Origin of the sequence: Pseudomonas sp. RV120224-01b (genome assembly GCF_003208145.1) — a bacterium.
GTDB lineage: Bacteria > Pseudomonadota > Gammaproteobacteria > Pseudomonadales > Pseudomonadaceae > Aquipseudomonas > Aquipseudomonas monteilii.
Genome location: NZ_QKMQ01000003.1, coordinates 50,305 through 73,414, shown reverse-complemented (window position 1 = coordinate 73,414; position 23,110 = coordinate 50,305). Strand labels below are relative to the sequence as shown.

The 23,110-nt window shown below is 64.8% G+C and carries 13 protein-coding genes; 8 read left to right on the top strand and 5 right to left on the bottom strand.

Going from position 1 to position 23,110, the window contains the following annotated elements:
• Position 1: 1 nt before the first annotated feature.
• On the top strand, positions 2 to 760 hold the full coding sequence (gene dsbG, locus N436_RS06505) for a thiol:disulfide interchange protein DsbG (RefSeq protein ID WP_110740648.1): 759 nt from the start codon (positions 2 to 4) through the stop codon (positions 758 to 760).
• 108 nt (positions 761 to 868) lie between these two features.
• On the opposite strand, the gene N436_RS06500 is transcribed toward dsbG, so the two are convergent.
• Positions 869 to 1,807 carry an RHS repeat-associated core domain-containing protein gene (locus N436_RS06500; protein WP_105946183.1) on the bottom strand — a complete coding sequence of 313 codons (939 nt, stop codon included), beginning with the start codon at positions 1,805 to 1,807 and terminating at the stop codon, positions 869 to 871.
• Between the two features lie 317 nt (positions 1,808 to 2,124).
• On the bottom strand, positions 2,125 to 15,078 hold the full coding sequence (locus N436_RS06495; RefSeq protein ID WP_110740647.1) for a non-ribosomal peptide synthetase: 12,954 nt from the start codon (positions 15,076 to 15,078) through the stop codon (positions 2,125 to 2,127).
• 375 nt (positions 15,079 to 15,453) lie between these two features.
• Between N436_RS06495 and N436_RS06490 the strand changes: the two genes are divergently transcribed.
• A complete protein-coding gene (locus tag N436_RS06490) occupies positions 15,454 to 15,984 on the top strand; it encodes an RNA polymerase factor sigma-70 (RefSeq protein WP_033699331.1) in 531 nt (176 codons plus the stop codon).
• Positions 15,985 to 16,130: 146 nt separating this feature from the next.
• On the opposite strand, the gene N436_RS06485 is transcribed toward N436_RS06490, so the two are convergent.
• Complete coding sequence (locus N436_RS06485) at positions 16,131 to 17,144, bottom strand: GNAT family N-acetyltransferase (RefSeq protein WP_105946170.1); 1,014 nt, start codon at positions 17,142 to 17,144, stop codon at positions 16,131 to 16,133.
• A 63-nt stretch (positions 17,145 to 17,207) separates the two neighbouring features.
• Complete coding sequence (locus N436_RS06480; protein WP_105946169.1) at positions 17,208 to 18,008, bottom strand: ABC transporter substrate-binding protein; 801 nt, start codon at positions 18,006 to 18,008, stop codon at positions 17,208 to 17,210.
• Between the two features lie 171 nt (positions 18,009 to 18,179).
• On the opposite strand from N436_RS06480, the gene N436_RS06475 reads away from it, so the two are divergent.
• Both N436_RS06475 and N436_RS06470 read left to right on the top strand, forming a co-directional pair.
• On the top strand, positions 18,180 to 18,731 hold the full coding sequence (locus N436_RS06475) for an exonuclease domain-containing protein (protein ID WP_060501198.1): 552 nt from the start codon (positions 18,180 to 18,182) through the stop codon (positions 18,729 to 18,731).
• Positions 18,732 to 18,804: 73 nt separating this feature from the next.
• Entirely contained in the window at positions 18,805 to 19,089 is a 285-nt protein-coding gene (locus N436_RS06470; RefSeq protein WP_003259920.1) for a pyrimidine/purine nucleoside phosphorylase, read from the top strand.
• Positions 19,090 to 19,140: 51 nt separating this feature from the next.
• Here the strand turns inward: N436_RS06470 and N436_RS06465 are convergent, their stop codons facing one another.
• Positions 19,141 to 19,833, bottom strand: coding sequence for an alpha/beta family hydrolase (locus tag N436_RS06465; RefSeq protein ID WP_110740646.1), 693 nt, complete (start codon positions 19,831 to 19,833; stop codon positions 19,141 to 19,143).
• Between the two features lie 50 nt (positions 19,834 to 19,883).
• On the opposite strand from N436_RS06465, the gene ccoN reads away from it, so the two are divergent.
• Genes ccoN through ccoP form a run of 4 tightly spaced genes read left to right on the top strand, consistent with a single transcriptional unit; the run spans position 19,884 to position 23,068 of the window.
• Positions 19,884 to 21,308 carry a cytochrome-c oxidase, cbb3-type subunit I gene (gene ccoN / locus N436_RS06460; RefSeq protein WP_016488335.1) on the top strand — a complete coding sequence of 475 codons (1,425 nt, stop codon included), beginning with the start codon at positions 19,884 to 19,886 and terminating at the stop codon, positions 21,306 to 21,308.
• Between the two features lie 13 nt (positions 21,309 to 21,321).
• The gene (gene ccoO / locus N436_RS06455; protein WP_060501205.1) at positions 21,322 to 21,930 is read left to right on the top strand and encodes a cytochrome-c oxidase, cbb3-type subunit II; all 609 of its coding nucleotides are present in this window, start codon (positions 21,322 to 21,324) and stop codon (positions 21,928 to 21,930) included.
• Positions 21,931 to 21,935: 5 nt separating this feature from the next.
• Positions 21,936 to 22,130, top strand: a complete 195-nt coding sequence (locus N436_RS06450; RefSeq protein WP_016711696.1) for a cbb3-type cytochrome c oxidase subunit 3 — start codon at positions 21,936 to 21,938, stop codon at positions 22,128 to 22,130.
• The gene (ccoP, locus tag N436_RS06445; protein WP_110740645.1) at positions 22,127 to 23,068 is read left to right on the top strand and encodes a cytochrome-c oxidase, cbb3-type subunit III; all 942 of its coding nucleotides are present in this window, start codon (positions 22,127 to 22,129) and stop codon (positions 23,066 to 23,068) included. Before N436_RS06450 ends, ccoP begins: the two co-directional genes overlap by 4 nt.
• Positions 23,069 to 23,110: the final 42 nt, after the last annotated feature.

Below are 23,110 nucleotides of genomic sequence, written 5' to 3'. Positions count from 1 at the left end.
CATGCGACTGACTGCCCTGCTGCCCCTGTCCCTGGCCCTGCTGGCCGCCCCCGCCTTGCAGGCCGAAGAGCTGCCCAAGGCCGTTCAGCAACTGCAAGCCAAGGGCGCCGTGATCAAAGGCAGCTTCGATGCGCCCAACGGCCTGCGTGGTTACGCCGCCGAGTACCAGAACAACGCCCTGGCCCTGTACCTCACCCCCGACGGCAAGCATGTGCTGGTCGGCAGCCTGTTCGACGAACAAGGCAAGGACCTGAGCGCCGAGCCGCTGGAAAGGCTGGTGTATGCGCCGATGAGCAAGGAAATCTGGGCGAAGATGGAGAAAACCGCGTGGATTGCCGATGGCAAGGCCGATGCGCCACGCAAGGTTTACCTGTTCAGCGACCCGAACTGCCCGTACTGCAATATGTTCTGGGAACAGGCACGGCCATGGGTGGAGTCGGGCAAGGTGCAGTTGCGCCATATCATGGTCGGCATCATCCGCGAGGACAGCCCGGGCAAGTCGGCAGCCCTGCTGGCGGCGAAAGACCCGGCCAAGGCACTGCAGGAACATGAGAAGGCCGGCAAGGCCAGCAAGCTGAAGGCACTGGAGCAGGTGCCGGAGGCCGTGCAGCAGAAGCTGGCGGCGAACATGGCGTTGATGGAAGAGATGGGGTTGCAGGCGACGCCGGCGATTTTCTATCAGGATGAACAGGGCAACCTGCAGAGCCAGCAAGGCGCGCCGCGACCGGAGTTGCTTGGGAAGATTCTTGGCAAGCGCTGAATGTTAGATCGCCGGGGCAATTGTCCCATCTGTTCGGGCCGCTTCGCGGGTAAACCCTCAACCACAGGCTCATCGATGCAGGTCTACCGAAGAAATTCGCGAATATTCCTACAACCGTGGGCCGTTCAGTGCTTTGCGTACTCCGTCGGTAATGCGACGAAGTTCATCATCGGAGTCCGACTCCGATGATGTGTCGAACGAAGCTGATCTGGTTCGCTGAGCCGCCCGGAATTTTCTGCTGGCCTCGATATCACGGATAAGTTGGTCCCTCGCACCATCAGGACGTGATTGGGGAGGGAGCTTTATATCGGGTCGTTTCACCAAAAGCTCATTGGAGTGGCCAAGGGCGGGGCCGACGGTACCCTTAAGTGCGGCATCGAGTAGTTGCTCAGGATGACTCAGCGAACGCTCGATCTTTTGGAAGGCTGGCCTGGTCATACGGTAAAGGTGTTTATTGGCTATTGATAATGCGCGAGCGCTTTCCAGGTCTAGATGTCTGATGATTGTGGAGAATATGTCGGGTTCATGTATGGAAGTGATGGAAGTGGCCGATTGCGGCATCTGAGCGGAAGGACGTAGCGTGCGTTTCATCCGGCCGCTGGGGTCGACGTGGTTGACGGGATCGCAACTGCAATAGCAGTATGCATTTCTCCCCCCCTTTCCAAACGGGCTCAACCTGTCAGGCGAGATGAATCGCATCATGGCGGGGTTGAATGATCGATAGCCGTTGCCTAGCGCATAGCCACCCGGAACGAGAGAGAAAGCTTCGCCATTGAAACCAAGTAATGTGAGTGATGACGGTAGCTTCGGGTCGTGACCGTAAGCTGAGTATGCGTGATGTTCCCCTGTGTCAGTTTCCTGCACCGACAGTACCGAGGCCTTTTCATCTGTCGCGAACAAACCGTATGCCTCACCGCCAGCGACTCGTTGCTCGGCCAAGGGCAGATCAGGCGTGCGAAAAAGGGTGCGATGCTGGTCACCCTGCTTCACCGTTATGAGCGTATCACCTTGGTAGAAGACCAACACCCTGTTCGATGAACTGATCATGATTGAAACCCCTGATGTCCGGAGTGGATAGAGAACGCTGCTACCCACTGTGAACCCCTTGCAGAGATTGAGGAACTGGTAGAAATAGGAGGTATACCGCGATGGCTTTTTGTCCATCAGCCCATTAATGGTATATCCCATACGTACCCCATCAACTCGGGGGTGTGGTCACGGGCGTCCTGACAAGGAGGGCCAACACTGCATCGCGACAGGAATTACTTGGGAAGATTCTTGGCAAGCGCTGAGTTTTTGGCTGCCTGCACCGGCCTCTTCGCGGGCATGCCCGCGAAGAGGCCGGTGCAGGCTAGCCAATCACTTTAAAGCCCCTCAAGCTCCGCCATCAGGTCACTGAGCCGGTCGACCTTGTCGTCATCCAGCGCACTGCCCTGAAGCCCCTGCACATACTCGGCCAGCGCCTCCACGGTGCTGCACTCGAACATCGCCCGCAGCGGCACGTTCAACTGCAATTCTTTCTGCACCCGCGAGGCGATCTGCGTGGCCAGCAGCGAATGCCCGCCCAACTCGAAGAAGTTGTCGTGCACCCCCACCCGCTCGGCCTTGAGCACATCGGCCCAGATACCGGCCAACACTTCCTCCAGCTCGTTACGCGGCGCCTGATAGGCCTGGCTGTGCTGGCCGCCGATGTCGATGGCCGGCAACGCCTTGCGATCAAGCTTGCCATTGGCGTTGTGCGGCAGGTGGTCGAACCAGCCCCAGTGCAGCGGCACCATGTATTCCGGCAACTCGGCACGCAGGCGTTGCTTCACCTGCTCCAGCAACCCGGCGTCAGCGGCGATACCCTGGTGTGCCACGAGATAACCGACCAGGTGCTTGCCATTGACGCCTTCCTGCACGCCCACCGCAGCGTCGAGGATTTCCGCCTGTTCGTGCAGGCGCGCTTCGATCTCGCCCAGCTCGATGCGGTAACCGCGGATCTTCACCTGGTGGTCAATGCGCCCGACGTATTCCAGCACACCGTCCGGGCGCTGCCGCGCCAGATCGCCGGTGCGGTACAGGCGCTCGCCCGGCGCTCCGTAAGGATGAGGAATGAACGCCAAGGCCGTGCGCACCGGGTCGCCGACATAGCCACGGCCCACGCCAGTCCCTGCAACACACAGCTCGCCCACCGCACCCAGCGGCACCAGCGCCTGATCTTCGCCGAACAGGTACAGGCGGTTGTTGTCGGTCGGCGTGCCGATGGGCAGGTAGCTGCCTTGGGTCGACGCAGCATCGACACGGAAGAACGCCACGTCATCGGAGCATTCTGCCGGCCCGTAGGCATTGACCAGGCCGATGTGCGGGTAGCGTTGCAGCCACTGCGCCGCCAGCTCCGGTGGCATGGCTTCGCCGGTCGGCAGCATCCAGCGCAGGCCGTCGAGGGCCTGGTGATCGTTGGCCAGCATGCCTTGAATGAGCGATGGCACGCTTTCCAGCACGGTGATGCCGGTCGTCTGCACATGTGCCAGCAGGCCCTGCGGGTCATGGGCGATGGCGTTCGGCACAATCTCCACCTTGGCCCCGAACAATGGTGCAGCCAGGAACTGCCACACCGAAATGTCGAAGCTCTGCGAGGCAGTCTGGGCGATCACGTCCTGTTCGCTCAGCGCCAGATACGGTACCTTGCTCAGCTGGTTGTTGAGCATCCCGCGCTGCTCCACCACCACCCCTTTTGGCAGGCCGGTGGAGCCTGAGGTGTAGATCACATAGGCCAGGTTGTCCGGGCCACTGTGGATGCCAGGGTTATGGCTGGCAACCGGGCTTGCCTGGATGTCTTCCCACACCAGCAACCGTGGCCGTACCGCAGCCTCCAGTTCGCCCAGCAGTTGCCGACCTTGCTCGGCACAGGCCGCGCTGCACACCAGCACCGGGGTACGGCTGAGCTGGATGATGCTTTGCAGACGCGCCGCCGGCAGGCCCGGGTCCAGTGGCAGGTAGCCGGCACCGGCCTTGAAGCTGCCGACGATCATGCCCAGCAACGGCAGACCGCGCTCGGCCAGCAGTGCCACCGGCTGATCCACCTGCACACCAGCCTCGATCAGGGCGTGGCCCAGGCGGTTGGCCGCCAGGTTCAGCCCGGCGTAGTCGTACGACGCCTCCAGGCAGCGGGCCACGGTACGTTCCGGGTGCGCGGCCACCTGCGCTTCGAACAGCGCAATGTAACTGTGCTCCAACGGGTAGTCGCGGTCGGTGCGGTTGCAGTCTTCCAGCAGGAAGCGCTGTTCTTCTGCACCCAGCAGCGGCAGTTCACTTACCTCACCCTCGAAGCCTTGCACCAGCGCCAGCAGCAGGCGCTTGAACTCGGCCAGCAAGCGCTCGACGGTCGGGAAGTCGAAGTAGCGCTGGTCGAACGACAGGTGCAGGCCAAGGTCGTCGCCCGGGTAGCACACTGCCGTCAGCGGGAAGTTGGTGTGGGTACGGCCCGAATCGGAACTGGCATTCAGGTGCTGGGCATGATCGAGCACGGCGGTTTCCACCGGGGCGTTCTCGAACACGAACAGGCTGTCGAACAGCGGCTGGCCTTTGGGCAGCTCGCTGCACTCCTGAATCGCCACCAGCGGCAGGTATTCGTACTCGCGCAGCTCCATGTTGCTTTGCAGCAGGCCTTGCAGCCACTGGCGCACACTGCGGCGCTCACCGGCTACCGGCAACTGCACGCGCAAGGCAACGCTGTTGATGAACAGGCCGACGGTGCGCTGCATCTGCGGCATGCTCACCGGGCGCCCGGCCACGGTCACGCCAAAGGCCACATCGCGGTCGCCGCTGTAACGCGCCAGCACCAAGGCCCAGGCCGCCTGGGCGAAGGTGTTGACGGTGAGCTGGTGGGCCTGGGCCAGTTCGCGCAGGCGCACGCCATCACTGACTTCAAGGCGGGTGTAGCAATCACCCACCACCATGCCGCTGCCGGCGTGGTCATGGCGCAGCGGGCGGTCACTCGGGATGGCAGTGGCGCGCTCGAAACCGGCGAGGTTGGCCTGCCACCAGGCGCGTGCATCGTCCAGGCCCTGGCGTTGCAGCCAGCCGATGTAGTCGCGGTAGCGCGGCGGCACCGGCAGTTTGGCCTGACGGCCTTCGCCAAGGGCCTGGTACACCTCGAAGAAGTCGTTCATCAACAGCGAGCGGCACCAGGCATCGATCAGGATGTGGTGGTTGCTCATCATGAACCAGTAGCGCTCGTCGGCCACGCGCACCAGGCGCAAGTGGAACGGCGCCTCGCTGAGCAGGGCGAACCCGGCCTCACGCTCCTGCTTGTGCAGGGCTTGCAGGCGCTGTTCCTGGGCATCGTCCGCGAGGCCGCGCCAGTCCTGATAGTCCACCGCCAGGTTGCCCGGCTTGTGAATGATCTGCAGCATCGCCTCGCCACTGTTCCAGCTGAACGATGCGCGCAACGCTTCATGGCGCGCCACCACGGCCTGCCAGGCCTGGGCGAAACGCTCGGGGTCCAGGGCGCTGTTGATGCGGTAGCGGTCCTGCATGTAGTACAGGCCCGTGCCCGGCTCCAGCAGGGTGTGCAGCAGCATGCCTTCCTGCATCGGCGTCAGCGGGTAGACGTCTTCGATCTGTGCAGCCGGTACAGGCAGCGCGTCGATCTGCTCCTGAGTCAGATGCGCCAGCGGGAAGTCCGACGGGGTGAAGCTGCCGTTGCCATCGGCCAGGCAGTGGGCGACCAGCGCCAGCAGTTCCTGGCGGTAGGCTTCGGCCAAGGCAGCGATGGTGTGCTCGTCGTAGCGTTCGGCACTGAACGTCCAGCGCAGTTGCAAGGCACCGCCATACACTTGGCCATCGACGCTCAGCCAGTTGGGCAGCGGTGCGTCGAGGTCATGCGCCAAGCCGGCCGGGGCTTCCAGCGGCTGGAACAGCGCCGCGCTGTCGAACTGCTGGTCGAACTGGCCCAGGTAGTTGAAGGTAATGCGCGCCTGCGGCAAGGCCGCCATCTGCTCGCGCCCTTGCGGGTCGGCCAGGTAGCGCAGCACGCCGTAGCCCAAGCCTTTGTGCGGCACTTGGCGCAGTTGTTCCTTGATGCGTTTGATCGAGCCGGCCCGCGCCGCGTCGTCCTCGCCTGGCTGTGGGCGCAGGCTGAGCGGATACGCGTTGGTAAACCAGCCGACGCTGCGGGTCAGGTCCATGTCTTCGAACAGCCCGTCACGGCCATGGCCTTCAAGCTGCACCAGCACTTCCTCATCGCCGCTCCAGCGGCACAAGGCTCGCGCCAGCGCCGTCAGCAGCAGGTCGTTGACCTGGGTGTGGTAGGCCGCCGGGGCCTGTTGCAGCAGTTGCCGGGTCTGCTCCACATCCAGCCCGATGGCCAGGGTGTGGGCGTGGCGGTGCAGGTTGCCACCTTGCGGGTGATCGCACGGCAACTCGCGGCGCACGCCACCCAGCTGGCCTTGCCACCAGCCCAGCTCGTCGCGCAGAGAATCGCTGCCCGCGTAGCTGGCCAGGCGCGCGGCCCAGTCGCCCATGGCGTGGGTCTTGGCCGGCAGCGGCTGGCCACGGTACAACGTCTGCAGGTCTTCCAGCAGTACCCGCCAGGACACGCCATCGACCACCAGGTGATGAATCGCCAGCAACAGACGCTGACTGCCCTGCCCGTCACACACCAGCAAGGCACGCAGCAGCGGCCCCTGTTGCAGGTCGAGGCTGCGCTGCAAGTCGGTGTACAGCGCCTGGCAATCGGCGAAGTCGGCGACGGTGGCTGTCCACAGCAGTTGCTCGGCGGCTGGCTGGGCGTACTCGGCCTGCCAACGGCCACGGGCCTCGCTGAAGCGCAGGCGCAAGCTGTCGTGGTGCTGGACCAGTGCGGCCAAGGCCTGCGCCAGCGCAGCCTCATCCAGCGGCTGACGCGCTTCCAGCAACACCGCCTGGTTCCAGTGCTGCGGCTGCGGCACCTCGCTGTCGAAGAACCAGTGCTGGATCGGCGTCAGGCCGGCCTGGCCCTGGCGCTCGCCCTGTTCGATGGTGCTGGCAGCTTCGCTGCGCTGAACCACCGCTGCCAAGGTCTGGATGGTCTGGTGCTGGAACAGGTCGCGCGGGGTGAATTGCAAGCCGGCCTGACGGGCCCGGCTGACCACCTGAATCGACAGGATCGAGTCGCCGCCCAGTTCGAAGAAGTTGTCTTGCACGCCAACCTGGGCAACATTGAGCACATCGCGCCAGATCTGCGCGAGTTGCGCCTCCACTTCGTTGCCGGGGGCTTGGTATTGCTGGCGGGCCTGCTCCAGATCGGGCAGCGGCAAGGCACGGCGGTCGAGCTTGCCGTTACCCATCAGCGGCAGGCTTTCGAGCAGCACCAGGTGCGCAGGCACCATGTAGTCCGGCAGGTGCTGGCGGGCATCAGCCTTTACTGCTTCGCGCAACAGGCTTTGCGCCTCGCTACCGGCAGCGGCCTGCTTGCACACCAGGTAACCCACCAGCTGCTTGCCACCGGGCAGGTCGAGGGCCAGCACCACAGCCTCTTCGACGTCGGCATGCGCCTGCAGGCGGCTTTCGATTTCGCCCAACTCGATGCGGAAGCCGCGAATCTTCACCTGCTGGTCGGCACGGCCGACGTATTCCACCAGGCCATCCGTGCCCAGGCGCACCAGGTCGCCGGTGCGGTACAGGCGCCCGCCTTCCGTGCTGAACGGGTCGGCAACGAAGCGCTCGGCGCTGAGGCCCGGGCGGTCGTGGTAGCCCTGGGCCAGGCCGGCACCGCCGACATACAGTTCGCCAATGCCGCCCTGTGGCAGCAAGGCCAGATCTTCGTCAAGGATGTAGGCGGTGCGGCTACCGATGACGCGTCCGATCGGCACGCTGCCCAGCTCTGCCGGCAGCGTTTCTGGCGCCAGGCAGGCCAACGGCATGACCACGGTTTCGGTCGGGCCATAAGCGTTGAAGAACTGCTGCGGCGCAAAGGCCTGGCGAATACGCTGCAGGTGCTCGCCAGTCAGTGCTTCGCCACCGGTAATCACCAGGCGCACCGGCAGTTGTTCGCCTTGCCCGCCCAGGTACTGGGCCAACTGGCTGCCATAGCTGGGGGTGAAGCCCAGAATGCTTACCTGCTGATCACGTACCAGCTGGCAGATCTCTTCGGCACCCCACTGCCCCTGGGCGCGCAGCACCACGCGGGCACCGCACAGCAGCGGCACCCACAGGCGCTCGCTGGCCGCGTCGAAGTTGATCGAATAGAAATGCAGCTCGCAGTCATCGCTGCGCATGCCGAATGCGGCGATCACCGCCTGGCAATGCATGGCGAATTCGCCGTGGCTGACCACCACGCCCTTGGGCTTGCCGGTGGAGCCGGAGGTGTAGATCAGGTAGGCCTGGTGCTGCGGCAGGCTGAGGTTGTCCAGCGGTGCATCGCTGTAGGCCGACAGGCTGCTGGCATCGTCTTCCAGGCTCCAGCGGGCCATGCCTTCGGGCAGCTCGCCCAGGGTTTGCAGCAGCTCGCGCTGGCTGATCAGCAAGCCAATGCGGCTGTCCTCGATCATGTAGCGCAGGCGGTCGAGCGGGTACTCTGGGTCCAGCGGCACATAGGCGCCCCCCGCCTTGAGGATGGCCAGCAGGCCGACGACCATTTCCAGCGAGCGTTCCAGCGCCAGGCCCACGCGTACCTGCGGACCAACACCTCGCTCACGCAAGGCGCGGGCCAGGCGGTTGGCCTGCTGGTCGAGTTCGGCGTAGGTCATGTGCTGGCCGGCGAAGGTCAGCGCACCTGCCTGCGGCGTGCGGGCCGCCTGGGCGGCGAACAGGCCATGCAGCGTGTGGTCAAGGTCGAAGTCCTGCTCACCCTGCAACTGGCCCACCAACACCTGCTGCTCGGCGCTGCTCAGCATCGGCAGCTCGCACAGGCGCTGTTGCGGGTTGTCCAGCAGACCGACCAGCAGTTGTTGCCAGTGCTCGGCCATCCGCGCGATGCGTGGCTCTTCGAACAGGTCGCGGCTGTAGGTCAGGCAGCAGCCCAGGCGGCCGTCGAGGTCGGTCACTTCCAGGTACAGGTCGAACTTGGTGGCGCTGGCGTCGTTGACCAGGTAATCCACCTGCATGCCGGCCAGCGTGCGGCTTTGCTGGAAGGCCCAGCGCTGCACGTTGCACATCACCTGGAACAGCGGGTTGTAGGCACTGCTGCGCGGCGGCTGCAAGGCTTCGACCAACTGGTCGAACGGCAGGTCCTGGTGCGACTGGCCTTCGATGGCGGCCTGGCGCATCTGCTCCAGCAGGTCGCTGGCGGTCATCTGGCCGTCCAGCTCGCAACGCAGCACCTGGGTGTTGAGGAAGGCGCCAATCAGGCCTTCGCTTTCCGGGCGAATACGGTTGGCCACCGGCGCGCCGATGCGCAGGTCTCGCTGGCCACTGTAGCGGTGCAGCAAGGCGGCCAGGGTGGCGGTCATGGTCATGAACAGGGTCAGGCCGCGTTGGCTGTTGAAGGCATGCACGCGAGCGACCAGTGCCGGGTCGAGCTCGAAGCGGTACAGCTCGCCACGGTGGCTCTGCACGGCCGGGCGCGGGCGGTCGGCGGGCAATGCCAGCACCGGGTGTTCGTCGCCCAGACGGGCCTTCCAGTAATCCAGCTGGCGGGCACCCTCGCCGCTTTCCAGCCACTGCCGTTGCCACACGCTGTAGTCCAGGTATTGCACCGGCAGCGGCGCCAGCGGCGATTCGCGGTCATCGACAAAGGCCTCGTACAGTTCGCCCAGTTCGCGGGCGAAGATGTCCATGGCCCAGCCTTCGGTGACGATGTGGTGCAGGGTCAGCACGAAGAAGTGCTCACGCTCCTCGGCCTTGACCAGGCAGGCGCGCAGCAGCGGGCCATGCTCCAGGTCGAACGGCTGATGCGCCTGGTCGTCGGCCAGTTGTTGCAGGCGTTGCTGGCGGGCATCGGCGGGCAAGGTGCTGAAGTCTTGCCAGTCCAGCTGCAGGCCGCTGTCTTCGGCCACGCACTGGTACGGCACACCGTCGATGCTGGGGAAGGTGGTGCGCAGGGTTTCGTGGCGCACGATCAGCGCCTGCAGTGCACGCTCGAAGGCGTCTACATGCAGGGTGCCGCGCAGGCGCGCCATGCCGCCGACGTTGTAGGCCGGGCTGTCCGGCTCCATTTGCCAGAGGAACCACATGCGCTGCTGCGAATACGACAACGGAACAGCCTGGCGGCGGTCGACACGGGCGATTTCGCCTTGCAGGTTGCGCTCGCCGGCAGCGCGGATGCGTGCGATCTCGGCACAGAACGCGCCCAGCTCGCTGGCTTCGAACAAGGCCTTGAGCGGCAGTTCGACGTCACAAGCCTGGCGGCTGCGCGAGACGATCTGGGTGGCCAGCAGCGAATGCCCGCCCAGGGCGAAGAAGTCGTCCTGCAGGCCGACACGCGGCAGGTTCAGCACCTCACGCCAAATGGCAGCGACCTGCTGTTGCAGCTCGGTTTTTGGCTCGACGTGTTCGCGTTGCTGCCACACCGGGGCCGGCAGCGCCTTGCGGTCGACTTTGCCGCTGGGGCCCAGTGGCATCTGTGCCAGCGGGATGAGTTGCGCCGGCACCATATAGGCGGGCAGTTGTTCAGCCAGCACCGCTAGCAACCCGGCGGGTTGGGCACTGCCGCTGTAATAGCCGACCAGTTGCGCGCCGACGGCATCCTTGTGAATCAGTACCAGTGCCTGATCGACACCGGCCTGGGCCAGCAGGCAGGCCTGTACTTCGTCCGGCTCGACACGGAAGCCGCGCACCTTCACCTGCTGGTCGAGGCGACCGAGGTACTCCAGGGCCTCAAGCTGAACCTGCCAGCGGGCGCGGTCGCCGCTGCGGTACAGGCGTTCGCCATTGCCGTCGGCCTGGGGCACGAAGCGTTCGGCGGTAAGGCCGGGGCGGCCCAGATAGCCACGGGCCAGGCCTGCGCCACCGAGGTACAGCTCGCCCGGTACGCCGGGGGCCGTCAGTTCCAGCTCATCGTCCAGCACGCGGCACAGCACATTGCCCAACGGGCGGCCGATGGGCGAGCGCTCGCCATCCGCCACCTGGCAGTGCCAGTGGGTGACGTTGATGGCGGTTTCGGTCGGGCCATAGCGGTTGTGCAGTTGCACCTGCGGCAGCACTTGCAATACGCGGTCGCGCAAGGCGGCAGACAGCGCTTCGCCGCCCGAGAACACGCGGCGCAGGCTGTTGCAGGCGGCCACCTGCGGCTCCTGGACGAACACTTGCAACAGCGGCGGTACGAAGTGCAGCGTGGTCACACCATGGGCCTGCACCAGCGCAGCGATGCGCTGCGGGTCGCGATGCTCGCCCGGGCCGGCCAGTACCAGCTTGCAACCGGTGACCAGCGGCCAGAAGCATTCCCATACCGATACATCGAAGCTGATCGGCGCCTTCTGCATCAGCACGTCGCTGTCATTCAGCGCATAGGTGGCCTGCATCCACTGCAAGCGTTCGGCCAGTGCCGCATGGGTGTTGCCCACGCCTTTGGGCTGACCGGTGGAGCCGGAGGTGTAGATCACGTAGGCCAGGTTGTCGCCGTGCAGGTGCAGGCCCGGCGCGTGGCTGGGCCAGCTGTCCAGGTGCAACTGGTCGAGGGCGATGGCGCTGACGCCGTCGACCTGCGGCAGCTTGCCCAGCAGGCTGCTGTGGCTCAGCAACAGGCCGGCGTTGCAGTCGGTGAGCATGTAGGCCAGGCGTTCGGCCGGGTAATCGACATCCAGCGGCACGTAGGCGCCGCCGGCCTTGAGGATGGCCAGCAGGCCAACCAGCAACTGTGGCGAACGCTCGATGGCAATCGCTACGCAGGTGTCAGGGCCTACGCCTTTGTCACGCAGGTAATGGGCCAGGCGGTTGGCCTGCTGGTGCAGTTCGGCGTAGTCGAGGCTGCCGCCGTCCCAGGCCAGCGCTGTGCGCTGCGGGGTCTGGCGGGCCTGTTCGTTAAGCTGCTCGACCAGCAGCCGTTGCGGCGCAGCAGCCGGCGCCTGGCCCCAGCCCAGCAGTTGCGCTCGGCCAGCCTCGTCCAGCAATTGCACCTCGCCCAAGGCCCGCTGTGGCGCGGCACTCACTTGCTCCAGCAGCGCCAGCAAGTGATGGGCCAGGCGTTTGACGGTGCTGGCTTCGAACAGCTCGGCGGCATAGTCGAAGGCCAGGCTCAGGCGGCCCTGGTGGTCTTCTTCACTGTGCAGCTGCAAATCGAACTTGGCTTCGCGGCTGTGCCACGGCAGCTCCTCGGCCAGCAGGCCCGGCAGGCGGCGCAAGGCCGACAGGTCGCGCTGCTGGTGGTTGAACATGACCTGGAACAGGCCCTGCTCGCGTGCGTCGGGCAGGGCTTCGACCAGCTGTTCGAACGGCAAGTCCTGGTTGGCCTGGGCATCCAGGGTGGATTGGCGCACCTGGGCCAGCAACTGCGTGAACGGCAGGCGGCCATCGAGCTGTGCGCGCAGCACCTGGGTGTTGATGAAGAAGCCGACCAGGCCTTGGGTTTCCAGGCGCGGGCGGTTGGCGTTGGGCACGCCGACGCGGATGTCGGCCTGGCCGCTGTAGCGGTGCAGCAGCGCCTGCCAGCCGGTCAGCAGGACCATGAACAGGCTGGCCTGCTGTTCGCGGGCCAGGCCTTTGAGTGCTTCGGTGAGCTTGGCCGGCACCTTCAGATTGAAACGTGAAGCACTGTGCTCGCGCTGGCTGGCGCGGGGGTGGTCGGTGCACAGGTCAAGCGCCGGCAGGTCATCGCCCAACTGTGCCTTCCAGTGCTGCAATTGGCGTTCGGCTTCACCGTCGGCCAGCCATTGCCGCTGCCAGGTGCCATAGTCGGCGTAACCCAGGGTCAGCGGCGCCAGGTTGGCCTCCAGGCCTTGGCAGCGGGCGGCGTACAGCTTGGCGAATTCATCCAGCAGGATGTTCAGCGACCAGCCGTCGGCGACGATGTGGTGCAAGGTCACCCACAGCTGGTGGTCTTCGTCGTCCAGGCGGGCCAGGGTCACACGCAGCAGCGGGCCCTGGGTCAGGTCGAACGGCTGGCGGGCTTCGGCTTCACGCTGGGCGCAGACCTGCTCGGCGGCCTGGCCTTCGAGGTCCAGGCGGCGCAGGCTGAACGGCTGTTGCGCCAGGATGCGCTGTAGGGCCTGGCCGTCTTCTTCACTGAAGACGGTGCGCAGGGATTCGTGGCGCGCCACCAGCGCCTGGAAGGCAGCCTCCAGCGCGCTTTCGTCCAGCTCGCCACGCAGCTGCAGGCCGGCCGGAATGTTGTAGGCCGCCGATTGTGGCTCCAACTGCCACATCAGCCACAAGCGGTTTTGCGCCAGCGACTGGGGCAAGGCCTGGCCGCGCTCCAGCGTTGCGATAGTGGCGGTTTCGGCAGCGCCCTGCGCGATGACCGACGCCACAGCGCTACTGTAATCGGCCAGCACCGGCGCTTCGAACAGGGTGCGCAGGCTCAGGTTGATACCCAGCTCATCGGCCAGCCGGGCGGTGGCCTGGGTGGCGGCGATGGAGTTGCCGCCCAGCAGCAGGAAGTGGTCGTCCGCTGCAATCGCCTCGACCTTGAGGATGTCGCGCCACACCGCAGCGATGCGTGCCTGCAGTTCATCGGCCGCTCCCGCGCCCGTAACGGCTTCGCTCACATCCGGGAAGCGGGCATAGCAGTCCAGGCTGCCATCGTTCATGCGCAGGCGGCAGGCCGAGCGCTGCAGCTTGCCACTGGAGGTCTTGGGCAGCGCGCCGGGGTTCAGCAGCAGGACCACGGCCGGGGCCTGGCGGCAGGCATCGGCGATTACCTGGCGCAGGGTCTTGATCAGGTCCTGGGGCTTGATTGCCTTTTGCACGTTGCGGCTGATCTCCACCGCCACGCCGATGCCCTCCTCGCCCTGATGCTCGACGGCGAACACGGCCACCCGCCCTTTGCGCAGTACTTCGACTTCACGCTCGAGGGTTTTCTCCAGGTCCTGCGGGTAGAGGTTCTGCCCACGCACGATCAGCATGTCTTTCAGGCGCCCGGTGACGAACACCTCGCCCTCGCGCATGAAGCCCAGGTCGCCGGTGCGCAGCCAGGTCTGGCCGTCCATTTCAACGAAGGTGCGGGCGCTGGCTTCGGGGTTGCGCCAGTAACCCAAGGCGATGCTTGGGCCACCCGCCCAGATTTCACCCACCTGGTTGTCGCCCAGTACCTGCAGCTGCTGCGGCTCGACAATGCGCACGGCATGCCCGGGTTGCGGGTAGCCGCAGCTCATCAGCACGCTGCCCTGGCCCGGCTGGGCACGGTTGGCGGCGAAGGCTTCGGCGTCCAGCTCCAGCGCGGCGATACCCTGGCCGCGGCGGCTGCCGCTGACGAACAGGGTGGCTTCGGCCAGGCCGTAGCTGGCGAAGAAACTGGACGATTCGAAACCGCAGGCCTGGAACTTCTCGGCGAAGGTGGCCAGGCTGTCCTGGCGGATCGGTTCGGAGCCGGAATAGGCCACGCGCCAACGGCTGAGGTCGAGCCCGGCCAACGAGGCCTCGCTGACCCGCTCGCTGCACAGGCGGTAGGCAAAGTCAGGGCCGCCGCTGATGGTGCCGCCGTACTCGCTGATGGCCTGCAACCAGCGCAGTGGACGGGCCAGGAAGTAGCCCGGCGACATCAGCACACAGGGCACTCCGCTGAAGATGGGCTGCAACAGGCCGCCGATCAGGCCCATGTCGTGGTACAGCGGCAACCAGCTGACGATCACGTCGTCGGGGTTGAGGTCGATGCCAAAGCCTTGGCGAATCAACTGCTCGTTGGCCACCAGGTTGCCATGGCTGACTTGCACGCCCTTGGGCAGTGCGGTGGAGCCGGAGGTGTACTGCAGGAAGGCGATGTCATCGCCTTTCAGCGCGGGCTCGCGCCAGTTCGCGGCCAACGCCGGGTCCAGACTGTCCACTGCCAGCAGCTCAGGGCCGTTGTCCGCTGCCAGGGCTTCCAGGCCCTGCAGGGTGCCGTGCAGTGCCGCCACGGTCAGCAACAGGCGCGGCTCGGCGTCATCGATGATCGACAGCAAACGCTCCTGGTGGTGCTGGCGCGCGGACTCCGGCGGATACGCCGGTACCGCGATCACGCCGGCATACAGGCAGCCGAAGAACGCTGCCACGTAATCCGGGCCGCTGGGGAACAACAGCACCGCACGGTCGCCGAAGCCGGCACGGGCCTGCAAGGCGGCGGCGATGGTGCGGGCGCGCTGGTCGAGGTCCCGATAGCTGAGCACGGCCTGCTCGCCGGGGGCGTCGGCCAGAAAGCGCAAGGCGACCTTGTCCGGGGTCTGGGCGGCGCGTTGCGCCAGGGCCTGGACCAGCGAGAGCGGGAGTTCGAAGGCGTCCGTCATGGGGTGTTCCTGCCAGTGTCTGGTTGGGGCGGGCCGGCTGCGGCGCGAACGTGGGCGGGCAGCGAATGGCGACCAAGGATGTACACAGGGGAACGGATGGGCAGGGGCAGAAATTAACGGGTCATGTCTTGAGAGGTGTGGCGCCTGGGAGATCGAGCGCCGCCCGCGCGGCGCATCGCCGGCAAGCCGGCTCCCACATTTGTTTCGGGCCAGTTATTCCTGGGACAGAGACGCGCGCCCTTAGAACTGAAAGATACAGATACTAATTACGTTTCGTATTTGACAATCATTATCATTCTGAATAGCTTGTCGCACGTCGTAGGAAGCTTCCCAGCCTTGGGTGCCTCCTTTCCCCTCTGTGACAAGGTGATTTCCATGGCGGAACAACTATCCACAAGTAAGTGCGATTCACCATTACTGCAGGCCTTCGTCGACAACCGCAGCATCCTGGTCAAGATCGCTGCGCGCATTACCGGCTGCCGCTCGCGCGCCGAAGATGTGGTGCAGGACGCCTTCTTCCGACTCAGCGCCGCCCCGCAGATCACATCGTCGTTCAAGGCGCAGCTCAGCTACCTGTTCCAGATCGTGCGCAACCTGGCGATCGACCATTACCGCAAGCAGGCGATGGAGCTGAAATACTCCGGCAGCGAGGAGGAAGGCCTGAATGTGGTCATCCAGAACGCCTCGCCCGAAGCCACGCACATCAACCTCGCTGCGCTGGACGACATTGCCGAGGCACTGAACGAACTGCCGCAGCGCACCCGCTATGCCTTCGAGATGTACCGCCTGCACGGCGTGCCGCAGAAAGACATCGCCAAGGAGCTGGGCGTGTCGCCGACACTGGTCAACTTCATGATCCGTGATGCACTGGTGCATTGCCGCAAGACGGCCAACCGGCAGGTCTGAGTCTTCAGGATCGCGCCCATTGGGGCTGCTACGCAGCCCATCGCCGGCAAGCCAGCTCCCACCTCGACCGCATCAACCTCAAGCAATGCGCTACCCCTGTGGGAGCTGGCTTGCCGGCGATGGGCCGCAAAGCGGCCCCATGGCCCTCAAGCCAACTTACATCTGTCGAAAAACCGCTCCCGCCCCAGAATCATCAACGCCGCCCGCTTGTGCGGGAAGTCGAACTCCTTGTCGCAATGGAAGCACTGGTCCTGCATGTAGCCGATCATCTTGCCGTTGTCGGCGCGGGGCTCGGCCACCACCCGCTGGGTACGCGGGTCATCCAGGAACAGGTAGTGCACCAGCGCCGACAGCCAGCTGGCGACCTTGTGTGGCCCGCGATGGCTCTCTTCCCCTACCAGCATGTGGATGCCACGGTCGTAGTCATCGGCCGGGTAGAACGGTGCAATGCGGTCTTCCTTGGCCCAGTACGCCTCGAAGTAGGCAAACGGCTCATCATCAAAGCAGCCGATCAGCGTCAGGGTGTGCGGGTCGGCTTCGAGTTTGTCCAGGTACTCGCGGTGCTGCGCCAGCGTACCGCCCTCCTGCCAGAACGCCTCTACCCGTGGGTTGTTCTGCCAGCGGTTGAAACGCTCCAGGTCGTGCTCGATCTCCAGGGTGCGCAACGACACCCAGCTTCCCAGGCGCGCATCGAAGCGCCGGTACACCTCACCACGCGGTTTGGGTGCGCGGCGCGGGTGGCGCTTGCCGTTGCTGATCTGCATCTGCTGCGGGTACACCGCCGCCACTGACTCCCCCAGCCAAGGCTGTGGCAACTGCCAGAACAACGCCCGCTCGCACAGGTATTGGCCAGGCTGCTCGCCCACCCGCAGCAAACCACAGGCCAGCGCCTGAGGCTGTGGCTCGGGCAAGTGCCAGACCAGGCGCTGGCAGGCCGTGTCGCGAGACAGCAACCAGTAGCAGGCAGCCCACAACGCCTGGTACGGGCGCTCGGGGCAAAGACGGTCCAGGTGAACATGCAAGGCGGCACCGGCCTCCAGGCGCACCTGGATCAGCGGTCGGCCTTCAAGGGTAAGGCTCAGCCTGCCGCCCCCCTCCTCGGCACTGAGGTGGCGCCAGCGTGGCGGTGACGGGGGCTGCGAAGCGGCATCGAACGGCATGGGCTTGACTCACGAAAATGAAGAAAAGGCTCACTGCTGAGAACGTTGCCGTGGCGCGTGAATTTAGTCTTTCGGGGCCGAGACGGTGATGCGGTAAGGCTCGAAGATCCGGGCCAGCTCACCGCTGTCACGCAGGTCTCGCAGCAGGCCGGCGAACGACTGCTCGCCGATAGGCGCCCCCGGGCGCAGCAAGGCGTAGTGGTGATACACCTGGTCAATGCGCTGCGAAGGCACCAGCTGCGCCTTGCTGGCCGGGTTGCGCGCCATGAAGTCACTGAGGTAGGAGCGTGTGACCAGGGCGATGTCGGCGCGGCCGGCCTGCACCATCAGCAGGTTGCTGTCATGGGAGTAGGTCAGGGTCGCGTTGTACGCCTTGCGCAGGTAGTCCGGGTCGGGGTTGAAGCGGGCGAACGCGTAATGGTAGCCGTTGAACAAGGCCAGGCGTTTGCCGCGCAGGTCGTCGAAGTAATGCGGGTCACGGCCATTGGCCTGGCGGGCGACGAACACTTCGGCATCTTCCAGGCCCATGTCCACGGTCTGGTGGGCAATCTGCTCCCAGCCCCATTGCGGGTTCTCGAAAATGGCCATGTCGGTGCGGCCCTGCTGGAAGTCTCCAAAACGCCGCTGGATGGACGTGGGCACCAGGACAAAGTGGTAGCCCTGTTGCAAGCGGTTGAGCGCATCGACCAATTGCGGCAGCAGGCCGGTGTCGGCCCCCTGTTCGGGGCGCACCGTGTAAGGCGGGAAGTGCGCAGCGCCGATCTTCACCTCGACGGCATCTGCGGCCCATGCCGGCACCGCCAGCCAGTACACGGCCAGCAGCATCAGGGAGGACAGGGCCTTGAGGCCGGGCGCTGGAGTCAAGACGGACACTCATCACGGTTCATGCCTGGGTCCGTCTAAGCTAGGCGTTTTCCCTTGACGGCACAACTGCCGGTTCCCAGTCTTTGTGCCAAAGCAGGCGGCAAAATGCCATAGGGTGCCGTATGCCCCGACATTGGCTACGCTCTAGCAGGATCTGCAAGGGAGCCTGGTATGGGCCATTGGTTGGTGATCGACCTGGAAGCCACCACCGACGATGGTGGGTGGCCGGTCACAGAGATGGAAATCATTGAAATCGGCGCAAGCCTGGTCACCCGCGAAGGCCGTGAGGTTGACCACTTCCAGCGTTTTGTGCGGCCACGGCGGCGTCCGCAGCTTACCCCGTTCTGCCGTGAGCTGACGCACATCAGCCAGGCCAGCGTGGACGGCGCCGCACCGTTTCACGAGGTGTGGGCAAGCTTCGAGCGCTGGCTCGGACACCACCGTGGGCAGCTTCAGGCCTGGGTCAGCTGGGGCGACTACGACCGCCAGCAACTGCACCAGGAATGGCAGCAGCACGGGCTCGACAGCCTGCTGCGCACCCTGCCGCACATCAACCTCAAACAGCGCTTTGCCAAAGCCCGCCACCTGCAACGCCCCACCGGTTTGAACGGGGCCTTGCAACTGGCTGGCATGCACTTTTGCGGGCAGCAGCACAGGGCGCTGGAAGACGCGCGCAATACGGCGCGGTTGCTGCCGCTGACGCTCCCCGCCAATGGCCCCTGAAAGCAGATGACGGAGGCAGTGGGCTTGGGCATACTGGCCAGCCCTTTTTCATCACCCTGTTCAGGAGTCGCCCATGTTCCAGGTCAACGAGTACTTCAACGGCACCGTCAAGTCGATCGCATTCGCGGGCGAAGAAGGCCCGGCCACTGTCGGCGTGATGGCCCCGGGCGAATACGAGTTCGGTACCGCCAAACGCGAGATCATGCATGTGGTGTCGGGTGCGCTGACCGTGAAGCTGCCAGGCAGCGACAACTGGGAAACCTTCAAGGCGGGCGACAAGTTCAATGTACCGGCTGACAGCAAGTTCCAGCTGCAGGTGAAAGTGGATACCGCTTACCTGTGCGAGTACCGCGACTAAGCGGTAGCCCGTTCCGGCCTCTTCGCGGGCTCGCCCGCGAAGAATCCAGCACTAACCCTTCAGGAATGCCGCAACCTTTTCAGCCGCCGCCTGCAAATGCTGCTCATGGCTGAACCCCGAAGCCTTCAACGGCTTCAGGTCATGGTCCCCCGCCACTAGCCAGCTCACCTCGATCGCCGGCGACAACGCATACCCTGCCACCGCTTCACGGTTACCTAGCGCATCGCGCTCGCCCTGCACGATCAACGTCGGTGTTTTCAACCCGGCCAGGTGCTCCACGCGTGGCTTCTCAGGTTTACCCACCGCGTAAAACGGATAGCCCAGGCACACCAGCGCATCCGCACCCAGTTCGTCGGCCAGCAGGCTGGCCATGCGCCCGCCCATGGACTTGCCACCCACCGCCAACCTGCCCGCGACCAAAGGTCGCACCTGCCGGTACACCTCGCGCCAGCATTCCAGTAGCACCTTCTGCGGGTTTGGCGGCCGCTTGCCGCCGGTAACCCTGCGCTCGGCCATGTACGGGAACTCGAAGCGCACGACCGCCACCCCAAGCACCGCAAGCCTTTGCGCCATTTCGTCCATGAACCCGCTGTCCATCGGCGCACCTGCGCCGTGGGCCAGGATCAGGCAGCCCTTGTAGCCATCCTTACCCTGAGCCTGTGGAGGATCGCAGCGCAAGCCTGGGACATTTCCGACCTTCGCCCATTGATCCCCGTCAATACCGGCACTTTGCCCATTAATCATGCTTGCCTCGCTGTAAAGCCTGCCAAATAACCGTGGATGGGAACCCATACATGAACACAACCAGCAGTACCGCCTATAACTACAAGGTGGTCCGCCAATTCGCCATCATGACGGTGGTGTGGGGAATCGTCGGGATGGGGCTCGGCGTCTTCATCGCCGCCCAGCTCGCCTGGCCTTCCCTCAACTTCGACCTCCCCTGGACCAGCTTCGGCCGCCTGCGCCCCCTGCATACCAATGCGGTGATCTTCGCTTTCGGCGGCTGCGCGCTGTTCGCCACCTCCTATTATTCGGTGCAACGCACCTGCCAGACCACCCTGTTCGCACCGGGCCTGGCCGCGTTCACCTTCTGGGGCTGGCAACTGGTGATCCTGCTGGCGGCCATCAGCCTGCCGCTGGGCTACACCAGCTCCAAGGAATACGCCGAACTGGAATGGCCGATCGACATCCTGATCACCATCGTCTGGGTGGCCTACGCCATCGTGTTCTTCGGCACGCTGATGAAGCGCAACACCAAGCACATCTACGTGGGTAACTGGTTCTTCGGGGCCTTCATCCTGACCGTGGCGCTGCTGCACATCGTCAACAACCTGGAACTGCCGGTCAGCCTGACCAAGTCGTATTCGGTGTACGCCGGCGCCACCGACGCCATGGTGCAGTGGTGGTACGGCCACAACGCGGTAGGCTTCTTCCTGACTGCGGGCTTCCTGGGGATGATGTACTACTACGTGCCCAAGCAGGCCGAACGCCCGGTGTATTCCTATCGCCTGTCGATCGTGCACTTCTGGGCACTGATCACCCTGTACATCTGGGCCGGTCCGCACCACCTGCACTACACCGCGCTGCCCGACTGGGCGCAATCGCTGGGCATGGTGATGTCGCTGATCCTGCTGGCACCGAGCTGGGGCGGCATGATCAACGGCATGATGACCCTGTCGGGCGCCTGGCACAAACTGCGCAGCGACCCGATCCTGCGCTTTTTGGTGGTGTCCCTGGCGTTCTACGGTATGTCCACCTTCGAAGGCCCGATGATGGCCATCAAGACGGTCAACGCCCTGTCCCACTACACCGACTGGACCATCGGCCACGTGCACGCCGGCGCCCTCGGCTGGGTAGCCATGATCTCGATCGGCGCGCTGTACCACACCATCCCGAAAGTGTTCGGCAAAGAGCGCATGTACAGCCTCGGCCTGATCAACGCGCACTTCTGGCTGGCCACCATCGGCACCGTGCTGTACATCGCCTCGATGTGGGTCAACGGCATCGCCCAGGGCCTGATGTGGCGCGCGGTCAACAGCGACGGCACGCTCACCTACTCGTTCGTGGAAACCCTGGTGGCCAGCCACCCAGGCTTTGTCGTGCGCTTCGTTGGCGGCGCGATCTTCCTCAGCGGCATGTTCCTGATGGCCTGGAACACCTGGCGCACCGTGCGTTCGCCAGCGCTTGACGTCGCCCCTGCGAACGCCCAGTTGGCTTGAGGAGAAACGCCTTATGAAACATGAAGTCATCGAGAAAAACGTCGGCCTGATGGCCCTGCTGATGGTGTTCGCCGTCAGCATCGGCGGCCTGACCCAGATCGTCCCGCTGTTCTTCCAGGACGTCACCAACAAGCCGGTGGAAGGCATGAAGCCCTACACCGCGCTGCAGCTGGAAGGCCGCGATATCTACATCCGCGAAGGCTGCGTGGGCTGCCACTCGCAGATGATCCGCCCGTTCCGCGCCGAAACCGAGCGCTACGGCCACTACTCGGTAGCCGGCGAAAGCGTATGGGACCACCCGTTCCTGTGGGGCTCCAAGCGCACCGGGCCAGACCTGGCCCGCGTGGGTGGCCGCTACTCCGATGACTGGCACCGCGCGCACCTGTACAACCCGCGCAACGTGGTACCGGAGTCGAAGATGCCGTCGTACCCGTGGCTGGTCGCCCAGCAGGTCGACAACAGCCACACCGACACCAAGATGCGCACCCTGCGCACCCTGGGCGTGCCGTACTCCGACGACGACATTGCCGGCGCCCGCGACGCGGTCAAGGGCAAGACCGAGATGGACGCGCTGGTCGCCTACCTGCAGGTGCTCGGCACCGCGATCAAGAACAAGAGGTGAGTGCGATGGAACTGGACATCGGCATGATCCGCGGCCTGGGCACCCTGGTGGTGATGATCGCCTTCATCGGCCTCTCGCTGTGGGTATTCAACCGCCGCCGCGACCGTGATTTCGCCGAAGCGCGCCTGCTGCCCTTCGTCGACGACCGCCTGCCCCCTGCCGGGCAGGAACCTGCTGCAAAAAGGAGTAACGGGCAATGACCACCTTCTGGAGTACGTACATCAGCGTACTGACCATCGGTAGCCTGATTGGCCTGACCTGGCTGCTGCTCGCCACCCGCAAGGGCGAGAGCAAGAACACCACCGACCAGACCATGGGCCATAGCTTCGACGGCATCGAGGAGTACGACAACCCGCTGCCCAAGTGGTGGTTCTGGCTGTTCGTCGGCACCTTGGTGTTCTCGGTCGGCTACCTGATCCTCTACCCGGGCCTGGGCAACTGGAAAGGCATCTTGCCGGGTTATGAAAATGGTTGGACCGGCGCCAACGAGTGGCAGAAGGAAATGGACAGGGCCGATGCCAAATTCGGCCCGATCTTCGCCAAGTACGCTGCCATGCCCGTGGAAGAAGTCGCCAAGGATCCGCAAGCGCTGAAAATGGGCGGCCGCCTGTTTGCCTCCAACTGCTCGGTGTGCCACGGCTCGGACGCCAAGGGTGCCTTCGGCTTCCCCAACCTCACCGACAAGGACTGGCGCTGGGGCGGTGAAGCGGAAACCATCAAGGCGTCGATCATGAACGGTCGCCATGGTGTGATGCCGGCCTGGGCCGAGGTGATCGGCGAGCAGGGTGTGGCCGATGTGGCCGCGTTCGTGCTGACCAGCATGGACGGCCGCACCCTGCCGGAAGGCGCCAAGGCCGACCCGGCCAAGGGCAAGGAGATCTTCGCCGGCAACTGCGTGGCCTGCCACGGACCGGAAGGCAAAGGCACTCCCGCCATGGGCGCGCCAGACCTGACCCACCCGCAGGCGTTCATCTATGGGTCGAGCTTTGCCCAGCTGCAACAGACCATTCGCTATGGTCGCCAAGGGCAGATGCCGGCGCAGGCCGAGATCCAGGGGAATGACAAAGTGCACCTGCTGGCGGCTTATGTGTATAGCCTGTCGCAAGATGGCGCTGCTGAAACTGTAACTGCCAAGTAATACCTCGGGGCCGCTTTGCGGCCCCAGCTCTCCCCCGCCGTA

Coding starts and splice junctions, on each gene's coding strand:
- dsbG (WP_110740648.1), top strand. CDS start 2: ATGCGACTGACTGCCCTGCTGCCCCTGTCCCTGGCCCTGCTGGCCGCC.
- ccoN (WP_016488335.1), top strand. CDS start 19,884: ATGAACACAACCAGCAGTACCGCCTATAACTACAAGGTGGTCCGCCAA.
- N436_RS06470 (WP_003259920.1), top strand. CDS start 18,805: ATGTTCCAGGTCAACGAGTACTTCAACGGCACCGTCAAGTCGATCGCA.
- N436_RS06495 (WP_110740647.1), bottom strand. CDS start 15,078: ATGACGGACGCCTTCGAACTCCCGCTCTCGCTGGTCCAGGCCCTGGCG.
- N436_RS06465 (WP_110740646.1), bottom strand. CDS start 19,833: ATGATTAATGGGCAAAGTGCCGGTATTGACGGGGATCAATGGGCGAAG.
- N436_RS06485 (WP_105946170.1), bottom strand. CDS start 17,144: ATGCCGTTCGATGCCGCTTCGCAGCCCCCGTCACCGCCACGCTGGCGC.
- ccoO (WP_060501205.1), top strand. CDS start 21,322: ATGAAACATGAAGTCATCGAGAAAAACGTCGGCCTGATGGCCCTGCTG.
- N436_RS06475 (WP_060501198.1), top strand. CDS start 18,180: ATGGGCCATTGGTTGGTGATCGACCTGGAAGCCACCACCGACGATGGT.
- ccoP (WP_110740645.1), top strand. CDS start 22,127: ATGACCACCTTCTGGAGTACGTACATCAGCGTACTGACCATCGGTAGC.
- N436_RS06500 (WP_105946183.1), bottom strand. CDS start 1,807: ATGATCAGTTCATCGAACAGGGTGTTGGTCTTCTACCAAGGTGATACG.
- N436_RS06490 (WP_033699331.1), top strand. CDS start 15,454: ATGGCGGAACAACTATCCACAAGTAAGTGCGATTCACCATTACTGCAG.
- N436_RS06450 (WP_016711696.1), top strand. CDS start 21,936: ATGGAACTGGACATCGGCATGATCCGCGGCCTGGGCACCCTGGTGGTG.